The sequence below is a fragment of the Neobacillus rhizophilus genome (assembly GCF_018343535.1).
Classification (GTDB): domain Bacteria; phylum Bacillota; class Bacilli; order Bacillales; family Cytobacillaceae; genus Neobacillus; species Neobacillus rhizophilus.
In genome coordinates this window covers 56,661-72,028 of the sequence record NZ_JAGYPF010000008.1, presented here as the reverse complement: position 1 = coordinate 72,028, position 15,368 = coordinate 56,661, and the positions used below count along the sequence as shown (strand labels likewise).

The 15,368-nt window shown below is 43.4% G+C and carries 8 protein-coding genes, 1 rRNA gene and 1 pseudogene; all 10 read right to left on the bottom strand.

Features of this window, described 5'->3' with window-relative positions:
- Positions 1-8: 8 nt before the first annotated feature.
- Positions 9-1,558: ribosomal RNA gene (locus KHA99_RS29390) — 16S ribosomal RNA — on the bottom strand.
- Positions 1,559-2,003: 445 nt separating this feature from the next.
- Complete coding sequence (locus KHA99_RS29385) at positions 2,004-6,347, bottom strand: alpha-amylase family glycosyl hydrolase (RefSeq protein ID WP_213121043.1); 4,344 nt, start codon at positions 6,345-6,347, stop codon at positions 2,004-2,006.
- A 261-nt stretch (positions 6,348-6,608) separates the two neighbouring features.
- Positions 6,609-8,051 carry a DHA2 family efflux MFS transporter permease subunit gene (locus tag KHA99_RS29380; RefSeq protein WP_213121042.1) on the bottom strand — a complete coding sequence of 481 codons (1,443 nt, stop codon included), beginning with the start codon at positions 8,049-8,051 and terminating at the stop codon, positions 6,609-6,611.
- A 198-nt stretch (positions 8,052-8,249) separates the two neighbouring features.
- Positions 8,250-9,477 (bottom strand): annotated as a pseudogene (locus tag KHA99_RS29375) (DUF438 domain-containing protein).
- A 168-nt stretch (positions 9,478-9,645) separates the two neighbouring features.
- Positions 9,646-10,422 carry an enoyl-CoA hydratase/isomerase family protein gene (locus KHA99_RS29370; protein WP_213121041.1) on the bottom strand — a complete coding sequence of 259 codons (777 nt, stop codon included), beginning with the start codon at positions 10,420-10,422 and terminating at the stop codon, positions 9,646-9,648.
- A gap of 29 nt (positions 10,423-10,451) precedes the next feature.
- Complete coding sequence (locus KHA99_RS29365) at positions 10,452-11,198, bottom strand: SDR family NAD(P)-dependent oxidoreductase (RefSeq protein ID WP_213121040.1); 747 nt, start codon at positions 11,196-11,198, stop codon at positions 10,452-10,454.
- Positions 11,199-11,216: 18 nt separating this feature from the next.
- Complete coding sequence (locus KHA99_RS29360; RefSeq protein ID WP_213121039.1) at positions 11,217-12,854, bottom strand: AMP-binding protein; 1,638 nt, start codon at positions 12,852-12,854, stop codon at positions 11,217-11,219.
- Between the two features lie 35 nt (positions 12,855-12,889).
- Positions 12,890-13,687, bottom strand: coding sequence for a 1,4-dihydroxy-2-naphthoyl-CoA synthase (gene menB, locus KHA99_RS29355; protein WP_213121038.1), 798 nt, complete (start codon positions 13,685-13,687; stop codon positions 12,890-12,892).
- A gap of 3 nt (positions 13,688-13,690) precedes the next feature.
- Positions 13,691-14,101, bottom strand: a complete 411-nt coding sequence (locus KHA99_RS29350) for a hotdog family protein (protein WP_213121037.1) — start codon at positions 14,099-14,101, stop codon at positions 13,691-13,693.
- 20 nt (positions 14,102-14,121) lie between these two features.
- Positions 14,122-15,276, bottom strand: coding sequence for an acyl-CoA dehydrogenase family protein (locus KHA99_RS29345; protein ID WP_249367013.1), 1,155 nt, complete (start codon positions 15,274-15,276; stop codon positions 14,122-14,124).
- Positions 15,277-15,368 lie beyond the last annotated feature (92 nt).

The following is a 15,368-nucleotide window of genomic DNA, read 5'->3' as shown; positions in this document are numbered from 1 at the left end:
ATCCTTAGAAAGGAGGTGATCCAGCCGCACCTTCCGATACGGCTACCTTGTTACGACTTCACCCCAATCATCTGTCCCACCTTAGGCGGCTGGCTCCTTACGGTTACCCCACCGACTTCGGGTGTTACAAACTCTCGTGGTGTGACGGGCGGTGTGTACAAGGCCCGGGAACGTATTCACCGCGGCATGCTGATCCGCGATTACTAGCGATTCCGGCTTCATGCAGGCGAGTTGCAGCCTGCAATCCGAACTGAGAATGGTTTTATGGGATTGGCTCCACCTCGCGGCTTCGCTGCCCTTTGTACCATCCATTGTAGCACGTGTGTAGCCCAGGTCATAAGGGGCATGATGATTTGACGTCATCCCCACCTTCCTCCGGTTTGTCACCGGCAGTCACCTTAGAGTGCCCAACTGAATGCTGGCAACTAAGATCAAGGGTTGCGCTCGTTGCGGGACTTAACCCAACATCTCACGACACGAGCTGACGACAACCATGCACCACCTGTCACTCTGTCCCCCGAAGGGGAAATTCCTATCTCTAGGAGTGTCAGAGGATGTCAAGACCTGGTAAGGTTCTTCGCGTTGCTTCGAATTAAACCACATGCTCCACCGCTTGTGCGGGCCCCCGTCAATTCCTTTGAGTTTCAGCCTTGCGGCCGTACTCCCCAGGCGGAGTGCTTAATGCGTTAGCTGCAGCACTAAAGGGCGGAAACCCTCTAACACTTAGCACTCATCGTTTACGGCGTGGACTACCAGGGTATCTAATCCTGTTTGCTCCCCACGCTTTCGCGCCTCAGCGTCAGTTACAGACCAGAAAGCCGCCTTCGCCACTGGTGTTCCTCCACATCTCTACGCATTTCACCGCTACACGTGGAATTCCGCTTTCCTCTTCTGCACTCAAGTCCCCCAGTTTCCAATGACCCTCCACGGTTGAGCCGTGGGCTTTCACATCAGACTTAAAGGACCGCCTGCGCGCGCTTTACGCCCAATAATTCCGGACAACGCTTGCCACCTACGTATTACCGCGGCTGCTGGCACGTAGTTAGCCGTGGCTTTCTGGTCAGGTACCGTCAAGGTACCGGCAGTTACTCCGATACTTGTTCTTCCCTGACAACAGAGCTTTACGACCCGAAGGCCTTCATCGCTCACGCGGCGTTGCTCCATCAGACTTTCGTCCATTGTGGAAGATTCCCTACTGCTGCCTCCCGTAGGAGTCTGGGCCGTGTCTCAGTCCCAGTGTGGCCGATCACCCTCTCAGGTCGGCTACGCATCGTCGCCTTGGTGAGCCGTTACCTCACCAACTAGCTAATGCGCCGCGGGCCCATCTGTAAGTGTCAGCCGAAACCGACTTTCAACCTTCCCTCATGCGAGGGAAGAAATTATCCGGTATTAGCTCCGGTTTCCCGAAGTTATCCCAGTCTTACAGGCAGGTTGCCCACGTGTTACTCACCCGTCCGCCGCTAACCACCGGGAGCAAGCTCCCAGTGATTCGCTCGACTTGCATGTATTAGGCACGCCGCCAGCGTTCGTCCTGAGCCAGGATCAAACTCTCCAATAAGATGAGACTTCCATTGCAGATGGTTTTCCTGCAATGGTTAGTCGAATCAATCAGGTATTTACAGGCAGTTTATCCGACAGGATTTACTGCATGTTAATACGTGGAAAAGTTGAGTTGATTAGCTCAAAAATGTTACGTTGGCTTCGTTTCAAACGAAACGAATATTACTGTTTGTTGACGTTTTTGTTTGTTTAGTTTTCAAAGAACTATCTTGCCTCTTATTACAGCGACAAAAACAAATATATCACATTCACTTCATAAGTGTCAATACATAATTTTCATTCATTAAGTTTGACCTCTCGTGAAGGAACTTTTATATCTTATCACCTGAATCACCCGTGTTCAATATATAATTTTTTCCAATTAGACGTAAATATAAAAAAAGATAAAAACCAAAAAATAAAATACCTCTCTCCATTTAATTAGGAAAGAGGCAACAGCAATATTATTGTTTATTAATCACGAAATCAAATGTCTTTGTTGCTTTAGCAATTGCACCGCCATCATTTTTAAAATTAGTGGTTTTACTAGACTCTGATGGTTCGATATGAATGCTGAGTTTGTTTTCTCCTGCATTTAATTTAATAGTATGCGAGAAAGTCATATCACTATTAATTGTTACAGGCTCACCATTTATAGTAAGAACCCCATCTTTAATGGCGTTACCTTGCAGCGTTACCGTGTCAGATGATACCGTTTGCCCATCAGTATGGGAAGTTATAACAACTGGCTGATCAATCCAACGGACAATCTTATCCTGAACGACCATTTGGTTTCCACCCTGGTTTGAAACGACGATAGAAAGATCTGTACCTTGTGCTCCGTATCCGTAAAAGCTGACATCATCATCATTTGGATTCGCTGCCATATGGTCAGGCAACCCTTCTTGATCCCATGTGCCATTTTTTACGTATTTATACGTTAATACTTCACCTTCCTGTGCTTCGACAGTATATTCATAATCATTGGTGACTGCCCCTGCACGCGTCATTTGCCATGCACCGGTGTTCCAGCCGTTTTGATTACCAGGCATCGTAATATAAATTCCTTGTGGAGTATAGGCTGGTGCGTTCACCTTAAATGTTACCTTTACGGTTACTAATTCAGGTGTAACAGTTACAGGATTGGATTTCACCATATTTCCGGCCCGGTCATAAACTTGTACCTCGTACGTATACGTTTTTCCGTTTGTTACATTAATATCTCGATACGATTCTTTTGTCACATCCAGCAGCTGATAAATTTTTATCCCGTCTCGGACAATAACAATCATATATGGATCTTCATTTCCTTCCAGTTTCCAAGAAAGGTTCACTTGCCCTGATTCCTGCTGCGGCTTAGCCAGGGTTATTTTTTCTACGGGGGATGTCGTATCAACCCCTTTGGTAAAGGTTACAGTCTTTATTTCACTTGTAACCCAGGTGCGGCCTAAGTCATTTGAAAAGGCAAATCGATACTCATAGCTGCCTTCATCAAACGCCAGGAAATTAGAACTAAAGACATTCGACACATCCTGTTGATTTACGTAAGTAGCATTGTAGGAAATCCAATTTTCGTTTCCAGGTTGTTTTACTTCAAGTTTAGCCTGCAAGCCTTCCATTTCTCCCGTTTCTGTTTCACCTTTTACAAAGAAATTTGCTGTGACTGTTTCAGGTTTTGAAAGATCAATACTTGCTTGTTCAAGTGATGTGACGTTTTCAATTTTGTAGTTATCTTCCGTTAATTTCACATTCGGAATAACGGCAGTTTGGAATTCCACCTTCTCAGAGCTATTGCCATTTTTATCAAGCGCTGCCACTGCAAAGTAATATTTTCGGCCATTATCTAGCCCATCAATTGTTACACTATTAGAAGAAGACTCTTTTACTTTTTCATAAAAAGCACCAGAAATCGTTGTTTGATAAACAGCATATCTTTGCGCATCTCCTTCCCATTTAATTACAGCTGAGTGACTGCCTTCTTCCACTGTTAAATCCGTAACAGCAGCAGGACGTTTTAGGTTTTGACCTTTTTCCGAAACAAGCATACGCCCGCTCATGGCCGGAACAGTTACAGTCAGTTTTCCATCCTTTGATTCTACTGTGTATTTTTTATCAAGCTGGTCGGTTAACTTAATCCCGTTTATCATTATATCTTCCATATTTAGTACGACTGTTTTTGGATCGTTGCCGCGGTTTGTAAGGACGATCCCAACATTCTTTTTATCTGAGCGTGAAAAGGCTAGCACATCACCTATCGCATATAAATGGTGCAAATCACCATAGCTAAACAAATCATGAAAATTCGATCTTACATTTCCGATGGCTTGATAATGTTTGATTAACTCCTTATCTTCGCTGCCCCATGGATATGTCCGGCGGTCATCAGGATCCTTGGAACCGGTCACACCTGCTTCATCCCCATAATAAATAGTCGGTGCACCTGCATAACCCATCTGCAAAATGGCAGCAAGCTTTAAACGTTGAATTCCGAGCTTCGGGTTATAATTCTTATCGAATTCCGCTCTCTCAAAAGAGTCTGTTCCATTCCCGAGAACAAACGCTGCACGGGCAGTATCATGTGAACCCATCAGATTCATAAGGGAATAAAATGCTTCTTTTGGATAGTCCTCGTAAACAGCATTGAGCTGATTTTGTGCACCTTCAGCGTTTCCAGATTTTAGGTAATCGATCATAGCACCGCGGAAGCGATAATTCATTACGGAATCATATAAGTCACCCAAGAAATATTTGGAGGCATCGTCCCAGATTTCTCCCAATATTAATGGTTCGTCTTTCTTTCCAGTCTTAAGTTCTTTTCGAAACTCCCTCCAAAACTGAGGATCCACTTCGTTCGCCACATCTAAACGCCAACCAGAAGATCCCTTGTTAATCCACGACTTGGCTACCGAATCTTTATCATACATAATGTAATTGGCGAACGAGTTATTATTTAGCTCAGATGGATAATCAACTGCTTCACCAGGAATGGATTTGATTTCTGGAAGTGAATCGTACCCCCACCAACACTGGTACTTATAAACACCGTCAACTTTTTCATTTTGAATGTTAAACCAGTTTTCAAAACCGTAAGGGCTAAATGTTTGGCCCTCAGATATAAACTTTTCTTTTACTTGTTTTTTAGCCTCATCTTCTGACACTCCCTGATTCACAAGGTTGTAAATAGAAGACCAATACTCATAAGCACCTACTGTTGGATATTTACTGTAACGGTCAAAGTAGATGGAATCATCACCAACATGGTTAAATACACCATCTAAAATCAAATGCATCTTTCGTTTCTTTAACTCCTTTGTAAATGCCTCGAACTCTTTTGGGGAGCCAAACATCGGGTCGACATTTTTATAATCTGCAGCATCATATTTGTGGTTCGATGCTGCTTCTGCAATTGGATTTAAATAAAGTGTGTTTACCCCCAATGATTGGATATAGTCCAATTTCTGTTGAATACCTGCAATGTCGCCGCCAAAGAAATCATTAGAAAAGATGGCATCGTCTTGATATCCTTCGGTCCCTTTCAAACGAGGATTATCAGGCAGATCATTCCACTCCTTATGTTCAATTGGCTCTCCCCCGCGCGCATTGCTTTTGGCATTATCATTTTTCTTATTTCCATTGTAAAAACGGTCAGGGAAAATCTGATAAACGACCGCTTCCTTCATCCAATCAGGAGTTTTATATGACGGGTCATATACCGTAAGCTGGAATAATGATGCGTTGGAGTCAGATGCCGTACCTATTCCGCCTTCTTGGACATCTTCCCCATATTCCTTCTGTCCTGGGCCATCTTGAGCAATAAATTTATACCCGTATACCCCCTCTTCTTTAGGCGTAACGTCCGCTTCCCAAAACTCCACTTGCCCGCCCTTTTGCTCAAGCCAGCCGGCATATTCCATATCCACAGTAACAGTGTTACCGGAATTATAGTTTTTTAGCTGAACCTTCGCTCCAGTTAGGTCCCCTTTCTTCGCTTGAAGACGAAGCTTTACAACATCCCCTGCTTTTACCGCTCCAAATGGTGAACGGTAAGCCATATCCCATGTATTATGGTATAGCTTGTCCCCCTGAACAATGCCATCAGGCAGTCCCGGATCATAATCGGTAAATACTTCTTTTGTATCATGGTTATAAAAGAATGTGACTGCTGCGTCCTTTAGGACATTTAACACAAAGTTATTAGCTGGATAAGCAGGTGCACTCCAGTTATCCCCGAGAACAATTTTAAATTCATGTTTCCCTTTTGGAACTTGAGCCGTATATGTGTACACGTTGTCATGGTCTTCATCATGCAAAATCGCCGTTGATTCACCAGGTGACCACTCGCCCCCGGCATTAAGCTCTGGCTGAATATCACCAACAATTCTTGGCTTTTGATTATCCGGCATCTCAATCGGTACTGTTACTCTATGAGTGGTATCATCATAAATAAACCTAACCTCTGTTTCTTTATCAAGTGATAATTTATAATTATCACCGTTCCGTGCCCCGTCTGCCCCGTAATTCTCATCCCAGGTGCCATTTATGGCAATTTTATATTCATAATTTCCTGCAGGCAGTTTGCCGGTTAGAATGTATTTTCCCGTTTCCTGCAGCGTCATTTGTGTAGCTGGATCTGCAGGATTCCACTCACCGGAGCCTCCCAGCTCATCTTGCAGGTTACCAACTAGAGTCACGATCCGTCCTTCTGCATTTGTTTGTGCCGGATGAAAAAAAGCTGTTCCTGCAATCGTTTGCACTACTAATGCTAAAAGTGCAAGGTAATTCATCCACTTACGTGATTTTCCTTTCATTCATTTTCCTCCCCCTTTTTTTGCGCAAACGTTTGCACAATTTTAAATAGAAAACGCTTACTTGCACCTATTATCTCATCATCAATATCTCGAAAAGAATAGGTCTTTGCTACTAATATTTACTAAAACTTAAATCACGGACACGATTGCGTTAGGCTAACTACTCCTACGGCTTCATGGTCCAGTACCTTCACCAGGTAGTCGCACATGACTTCACACAAAATAAAGAGGAGACACACGCCTCCTCTTAAATTGGGCACCCTATTCTTGGAATTTCACTCGAATGTTTCGGCGCCCCTCATCTTCATTACCTTCTTCAGGCAAGGTGTCATTTTTTATAAAAAACGAAAGAACCAGCGTCAAAAGCGATAGTACAGCAATCACCATAAATGCCATGTTGGCACCATGGATATCCGGATATAGGATTCCCGGCTCATCCTTCGCCGATGCAGCAGTTGTCGTCATCACTGTGACAAGAATAGCGGTCCCAACTGATGCGGCAATCATTTTCATCGTATTATCCATTGCTGCCCCATGGGGAATGAGCCGTTTCGGAAGCTGGTTTAGGGCTGCAGTGGCAGCCGGCATCATAACCATGGAGAGGCCGAACATCCTAATGCTATATAAAACTGTAATAAAGGTAATAGTCGTGTCTGGCCCCAATTTAGTAAACGCAAATGAGGAAGCTGTTATTATGATTAAACCCGTGATTACCAGCCATCTAGCACCGATTTTATCAAAAATCCTACCGATAATCGGTGCCAAAATTCCGCTTATTAGCGCGCCCGGTAACAGAGCAAGGCCTGCCTCAAATGCTGAGAAATCTCTCATATTCTGCATATATAAAGGAATGATAGTTTCAGCACCAATTAACCCCATAAACCCAACCATACCGATAATGATGGCATGTGGGAAAATTGAAATTTTAAATACTCTAAATTCCAGCATGGCATGTTCGAGACGTAACTGTCTTGTAATAAACCATACCAAGGAAAGACCTCCGATTCCTAATGCAAAAAGAGTGATGCCGCTTCCCCAGCCAAAATTTCCTGCACAAGTGAATCCATATAGAAGACTGCCGAATCCAATAGAGGATAAAATAATGGAAAGACAATCGACTTTGGGTTTCGATAATTCGGTAACATTTCTCAAGGTGAAGTATGCGACAACAATGTCTATTAAAGCTATTGGCAGGATGATAAAAAACAAGAGGCGCCATGAATAATGGGACGTAATCCATCCCGATAAGGCGGGCCCAATCGCCGGAGCAAAGGATATAACAAGTCCAACCAGTCCCATAGCAGCGCCGCGTCGATTAACTGGAAAAATCAGCAAAAATACCGTTTGCATCAACGGCAGCATCACTCCAGCTCCGCATGATTGAATAATTCTTCCTAATAAAAGAAATTCGAAATTTGGGGCTATTCCCCCAACTATTGTACCGGCTGCAAAAATGCTCATTGCAGTCAAGAATAACTGGCGGGTGGTAAACCGTTCTAACAGGAATGCACTTACCGGTACCATAATACCGTTGACAAGCATAAAAATGGTCGTCAGCCATTGCGCACTGTTGGCAGTAATGTTCATTTCCTTCATTATTGGAGGTATTGCTGTAATCATCAAGGTTTGATTTAAGATTGCGATAAAAGTTCCCGCTAAAAGAAGCGCCACGATTGGGCCTCGTTTATTAGTGGATCTATCCATTTCTCATCCTCCTTTATTTTCAAAAACGTACTTTTTAGATTACATGATTTTGCCACTTTGTGCTAACTATTTATCTTGAATGAGTATGTCTTTTTTATCTATTATTCTTGCGACATTCTTAACAGTGTACATTTTTCCATTTACACAAAAAAACCCCCTCATCCACCGAGGGGGCCAATCCCAATTTCTTCTATAATATTATGATAAAATTCGTTTTTCACCTTCAATAGCATGAATCGGATCGATGTTTTGTGTAAATTCCAGTGCGCCGACGTAATTGCCCACTTCATCACGAACCGCAAAATAGCGAATGTAAACATATTTATCACGGAACTTAATCCAGAAGTCCTCACTGTCTTTCTTTCCTGATTTAAAATCTGCTAATAATTCCTCCACGACATGTACGCTTCTTGGCGGGTGGCAGTTTTGTACAGTCCGGCCGATGATGGCTTTGGTTCGGGCAAAGATTCGATCCTTGCCATGTGAGAAATAACGGACCACATCCTGATGATCAATAAAGGTTATATCAACCGGCAAATGGTTTAAACAGTTCAAGCTGTTTTAACGAAAGGATCCCGGTTTCCATTTTAATATAGCCTTCGGAAATGGCATTTTCATCTAGTGCCTTCCGTTCTGGTTTCCAAACTTCCTCCGGTTCGGTTAGGCAAAAACCGATTTCATCACTCTCATGGGCAATCTTCACCCATTCATCTTCTGTGAAATTGGCCAGCGCCATCGGGAACAGAATGTTCTCCTCCCGATAAATCATTGCTGTTACCTCTTCGATTACCCAGTTTAGTTTTTCAATTACAACCTGCTTTTCACCATTATAATGAAGCAGTGTTTGTCTCACTTCTTTGATAGCATCGCGGATGAAGTCATCGATTCTCCACATATTATTTGTTGGACCGTAAATGCCGTAGTTTTCTAAGTACGGAAAAATCAAATGCTCTTTACGATTGAAATGTTTATCAATATCAAGCAGTAAATTGATATCCTCTAAGAGCTTAAATACATTTTCCGCATGATCCTCTTTTTCAAATTGCCATAAATGCACTTGGAGCTGCGTTTTCACCAATTTATCAAGCTCTCTATTTTCCAGCTTAAAGGTGTGAATTGGGTGTCCCGGCTGCTCCTCAGAACGTTTTTCGCAGTTATCTTCCTCAATTCTGCCTTTAAAAATATCAGTGTGCTGAGTGTACAGTCGCTGAAGTTCTTCTGCCGGCATAATTCCCTCGTTGTCAAACTCCAGTTGCAGCTGCGCAATTTCCTCTATGGTCACTTTACCAATAAAAGCATCGAAATGAGCCGTCACTTCATTTATATTTCTTCCACTATGAAGGTCTCTGAAAATTTCTTTTAAAATTTCGAGGCGCTCTGTATTCTTATATGTTTGTTGTTCACGGTTATTTATGAATTCACTCATATCCAGGATTCTCCTTCACAAGTTGCTTTTTTAAAAAATATCACTAATCCTGGTTCGAGTTTGTGATTAAAATCATTCATTACTAAAGAAATATTAACAACTTGTGAACAATGAAAACCCCCATAAAAAAGCTTCAGTTTCTAAAAATGAAAACTGAAGCTGAACCGCCTATTTACCGATAAATGAAGCTTTACGTTTTTCAAGGAATGCCGCGGTTCCTTCCTCTTTGTCAAGGGAGCTGTACAGTACGGCCTGAGCCAGTTGCTCAATCAATATACCTGTTTGAATATCTGTTTCCGCTCCGCTGTGAACCGCCAGCTTGGCAAGCCTTACTGCTAACGGACCTTTGGATAAAATTTTTCCTACCTTTTTCACAACTGCTTCCCACAACTCTTCTTGTGAAACTACTAATGATACTAAGCCGATTTCCTTTGCTTCCTGGGCAGTGATCATGTCACCTGTTAAAATCAAATCCAAGGCTCTGCTTTTGCCAATCAATCTTGTCAGCCTTTGGGTCCCGCCTGCTGCTGGAATGACCGCCAAGTTAAGTTCAGGCAGTCCAAATTTAGCGTTCTCACTGGCAATCCGTATATCACAGGACATCGCCAACTCACTGCCCCCTCCTAAAGCATAGCCGTTTACAGCGGCAATGGTCACCTTGGAGCAGCTTTCCACTTTTTGATAAAAACGGGACATACCGAATCCTATAGCATCCATAGGTTGATAGCCATGGACCTGATTAATATCTGCCCCAGCCGCAAAGGCTTTATCCCCTGTTCCGGTAAAAACAATTACCCCAATACTATCATCCCGTTCAAGTGCTTCAAACCCCTCTTCCATCTCAGTAATGGTATCCTGATCCAAGGCATTCCGAACGCTAGGCCGATTGATTTTGATAACCCCGATAGACCCTCGCTTTTCCACCAAAATATTATCAAAAGACATTCTACTATTCTCCTTAAAGATTCTATTTTTTAGAGCATCGTCAATCCGCCGCTGACCGACAACGTTTGTCCAGTCACATATCCCGCATCATCTGAAACAAAGTAAGCCACCGCGCCAGCAATATCCTGTGGCTGTGCCAATCTTCGGAACGGAATAGCTTTTTCTAGAGCACTGGCAATTCCTTCATTATATGAGCCGATTTCCTGGAATAATGGGGTGTCACTCGGACCTGGCGCCACACAATTTATGTTGATCTTATGACGGGCCATTTCGCGGGCCAGTGTTTTTGTCAGCGCTACTACGCCGCCTTTTGCAGCGGAATAAACAGCTTCACCGCTCGAACCAACCCTAGCTGCATCAGATGCAATATTGACAACCTTCCCGAAACCGTTTTCAATCATAAGCGGCAAAATCTCCTTGCACGTATGGATATGCCCCATTAAATTAATATCAATGATTTTCTTCCATGTGTCTGGCTCACTCTTTAAAAATGGCTCAACTTTATCCCAGCCGGCGTTATTCACTAACACGTCAATTTTCCCATACGCTTCAACTGATTCCTGAACCGCGTTTTTCACACTTTCCAAACTAGTAACATCACAATGAACCGCAACTGCTTCACCGTCATTTTCTTTAATTTGCGCAACAGTTTCCGCAGCGCCCTCCTTATTAATATCAGCAACAATTAAGTCCATTCCTCGTGATGCTAGTAATTTAGCAATCTCTCTGCCAATGCCGCTGCCGGCACCGGTAACAAATGCAATACGTTTTACCATTGTTTATCCCTCCAATTTTTAAACCTTATCAGCAAATTTTTCATTTATCATATCCCGTAAGCGGAACTTCTGGATTTTCCCGCTTGGTGTTCGCGGGAAATCGTCAATCACTTCGAGGTGCTCAGGCCAATATTGCTTGGCGACACCTCTTTCTGCTAAAAAGGCCTTCATCGCATCAAAAGTTAGCGGTGCTGCACCCTGTTTCATGCTTATAAATGCACAGGCTTTTTCCTGCAGACGTGCATCTGGCATGGCAACAATTTGAACGACTGACACATCCAGGTGCTCGTATAAAACATTTTCCACATACGCAACCGGGATGTTCTCGCCGCCGCGAATAATAATGTCCTTGTTACGGCCGGTAATGCGGATATAGCCGTCCTCATCTATCATCGCCCGGTCACCTGTGATGAACCATTCCCCGTCAAACTCAGACCTTGTCAACTCTATTCGTTTTAAATAACCAACAAACAATGAAGGCCCTCTTACCAGTAAACTCCCTTCGACGTTAGGAGGCAGTTGATTACCTACTGCATCCACAACCTTAACCTCAAGCCCCGGGAATGCTTTTCCATCAGTAGAGGTGAGCTTTTCCTCAGTATCGTTTGCAAGAGTCAGGGTAACCAAGCCATTTTCGGTTTGCCCCCAGCCCGAGAGAATTTGCGCTGGCAGCTTCTGACGGGCCTGTTTCACAAGTGTTCTTGGAATTGGTGCTCCAATTGCTGCAAAGTACCGGAGTGAGCTCAAATCGTATTTTTCGATTCCGTTGACATTGATGGTATCCTGTAAGAATGGTGTTGCCGCCGTGGTAAAGGTAATTTTCTCTTTTTCTATTAATTGAATGAATTCTTCAGGGTTCCAAATATCCTGATAAACAGCACTTCCCCCATAAATGGCCGGTAGGCGGACGCCATATAGGAAACCGGTTTGATGGGCAAAGGTGGAAGCCATGAAAATTACGTCATTAGAAGTTAATTGAAAATGGTCAATCCAAAGCTCTGATGCGAACGTCACAGTATTGTGGGTGTGCATGACACCTTTTGGTTCACCCGTGGTTCCTGACGTAAAAATGATTTCTGTTACTTCATTAGGATTAAGGGCAATCTGATCCAAAGCAGAGGGCTCCCTTTGCTCTTCCCAAGGAGCATCCATTAAATAGGAGAAAGATTTCATTCCCTCCGGCACTTTTTCACCAACGACAAAAATATGTTCCAGTGAGGGCCATTGCGGCTTAAGTCTCTCAATCATTTCCGGATAATTGAAACCGCGGAACTCGTCGGGTACGACAATCATCTTGGATTCAGCGAGTTTGACCATAAAGCCAATTTCCCGATCACGATAAATCGGGATTAATGGATTGCTGATGGCGCCGATTCTTGTTGCTGCAAAATGCAAAATCACAAACTCATTCCAGTTAGGCAGCTGGATGGAGATGACATCTCCCTTTTTCAATCCTAATTCAAGCAAACCAAGAGCCACACGGTCTACCAGTCTCCCAAGCTCTTTGTAGGTGTATCTGCTTTTCTTGTCAATAATGGCTGCTTTTTCAGGATACTTTTCAATTGCTTCCTTTAAATAATCAAGAATCGTCTTATTTGACCAATTCGATTCATATTTTTTGATATCCTCATCCGTTAAAATCGTTTCGAAACCCATCAGCTTGTTCTCCCCCTACTAAAGGTAATATTGGTTTACTGCCTGAATTTCTTAAAATCAACCGGACGTTTCTCGACAAACGCATTTCTTCCTTCTGCCGACTCATCCGTTTTGTAGAACATCGCTAGGCTTGCCATTGAAATTTGCGAAATCCCTTCAATATTGGCAGAATCTGCATTAAAGGAATATTTCAGCATTTTAATTGCCGTCGGGCTCTTTTCTAAAATTTTCCCCGCCCATTCCTCTGCAGCCGCCATCAATTCGCCTTGTGGGACGATTTTATTGACAAGGCCCATTTCCTTTGCCTCCTGCGCCGAATACTTTTCGCACAAGTACCAAATTTCCCTTGCCTTTTTCTCACCGACAATCCTCGCAAGATAGGCAGATCCTAACCCTGCATCATAGCTGCCCACTTTCGGACCGCTTTGGCCAAAAATGGCATTTTCAGCGGCGATGGTTAAATCGCAAACCACATGAAGAACGTGGCCGCCGCCAATAGCATAACCGTTTACGGCTGCAATAACCGGCTTTGGAATCGCGCGAATTGTCCGGTGCAAAGCTTCAATTTCCAATCCGATGCCGCCGCCAAGTCCACCTGAGCTATCATAGCCACTGTCACCTTTATTCTTTTGGTCACCGCCAGTACAAAAGGCTTTTTCTCCTGCTCCTGTTAAAATAACCGCGCCAATTCTGTTATCATCCCAGGCATCCCGAAACGCCCAAATTAATTCTTGGACAGTTTGAGCACGAAAGGCGTTATAAACCTCCGGGCGGTTAATTGTTATCTTGGCAATTCCATCCTTTTTCTCATAAAGTACATCTGTCATTTCCATTTTTCATTCCTCCATTTTCTTTGCTAAAATTTTCAAAACAACTTGCCCTCTGACCACTTCAAAACCAGATTGATTGATGCATGTTACCTTTTCGGTAACCCAATCCATTTCTTGATTAACATCTATGGTTTCTATCTCAACTGTCAACATATCGCCGATATGGACTGGATTTAAAAAGACGAGTTCTTTCTTCAATATCACAGCAGGGTGACAGGTCAATTCTTTGCCCATCGCCTCCGCAATCAATCCCTCACAAACAATTCCCGGAACATGAGGCAGTTCAAACCATGTCTCACTTTGATACACCACATTAAAATCCCAGGTTAAAAATTTCCACTTTTCAACATCTTCACTAATAATGGTCCTTTGGATTCTCGCTATTTGTCCGATAAAAAATGTTTCAGCATCATCCATTCGGGAAGTAGTCTCCTATTTTAATAGGGACGAAATTCTTTCCCAATCAATTCTCGAGCAATGACCATTTGGTTAGCCTGTGCTGTGCCATCCCCAATTTCCAACCCAATTACATCCCGAAGCCTTTGTTCAAGCGGCATTTCCTTCGTATAGGCGTAGTGGCCATTAAGAAGCATACATTCATGGATTGCCTCCTGTGCATATTTTGGTCCTAGCCATTTTACCGAGGATGCCTCTTTTGTATGTTTTTTCCCATTGTCACGAAGCCATAGGCCTCGATATGCCTGCCACTTAATTAACTCCAACTGCGTATAGTGGATGACGATTGGAAAAGAAACTCCCTGAAATTTTGCAAGTGGTCTGCCAAAAGCCTGTCTCGTTTTTACGTGTTCAATGGTCTCATCGATACTTTGGAAGGCTGCCCCTGCACACTGGAGTCCAATTAACAAGCGGCTAAGGTCAAACCCATTCATAACTTGGAAAAAGCCATTGTTTTCAAGTCCGATTAAATTTTCTTCCGGAACCTCGACATCCGTTAAATAAATCGACCCTCTTCCAATCGGTACATTACCCATGTCGTCATAACCTTTACATTCCACGCCAGGAGCATCGGCAGGCACGACGAGGGCACTGATACCTTTACTGCCGGAGTTGGGGTCTGTTTTCGCAAAAACAATAAAGGCATCGCCAATCGTTGCCGCACTGATACCTGATTTTTCTCCATTTAAAATGTAGCGGTCCCCTTTATGTACTGCTGTCGAGCGGATTCCTGCAGCATCGGTCCCGGCCGCTGGCTCGGTAATTGCTACTCCAACAATTTTGTCACCGCTAGCAATTTGCGGAAGCCAGGTTTTTTTCAATTGGTCTGTCGCATGATTGGTAATAATTTCTGAGGCTAAGGCATTTAGCATGACAGCATAGGTCAGGTTAAAATCTCCTCTTCCGACTTCCTCTGCCGCAATACCGGTTGTAACGCAATCCGCCCCGCTGCCGCCATACTCTTCGGGAATTCTTAGTCCATTCACTCCAAGTTCCCCGAGTTTTTTCCACAAATGGCGGGGATGTGTCTTCTCCCGGTCCCATTTTGTATATTGGGGAAGTAATTCATTTAAGGAAAATTCTCTTAGCATTTCACGAAAATATTCTTGTTCATCTGTAAAGGTAAAATTCAACAAGATGATTCCCTCCTTTACCTTTCTATATTGCAAATTCCGTGCCAACATAGAATTCACTATTTTACCGGTTTCCGAGTTTTGCATTTTTGCAA

Bases quoted from the DNA above. Each gene is read 5' to 3' on its own strand.
- KHA99_RS29385 (WP_213121043.1), bottom strand. From the start codon at position 6,347: ATGAAAGGAAAATCACGTAAGTGGATGAATTACCTTGCACTTTTAGCA.
- menB (WP_213121038.1), bottom strand. From the start codon at position 13,687: ATGGAAATGACAGATGTACTTTATGAGAAAAAGGATGGAATTGCCAAG.
- KHA99_RS29370 (WP_213121041.1), bottom strand. From the start codon at position 10,422: ATGTCTTTTGATAATATTTTGGTGGAAAAGCGAGGGTCTATCGGGGTT.
- KHA99_RS29350 (WP_213121037.1), bottom strand. From the start codon at position 14,101: ATGGATGATGCTGAAACATTTTTTATCGGACAAATAGCGAGAATCCAA.
- KHA99_RS29380 (WP_213121042.1), bottom strand. From the start codon at position 8,051: ATGGATAGATCCACTAATAAACGAGGCCCAATCGTGGCGCTTCTTTTA.
- KHA99_RS29360 (WP_213121039.1), bottom strand. From the start codon at position 12,854: ATGGGTTTCGAAACGATTTTAACGGATGAGGATATCAAAAAATATGAA.
- KHA99_RS29365 (WP_213121040.1), bottom strand. From the start codon at position 11,198: ATGGTAAAACGTATTGCATTTGTTACCGGTGCCGGCAGCGGCATTGGC.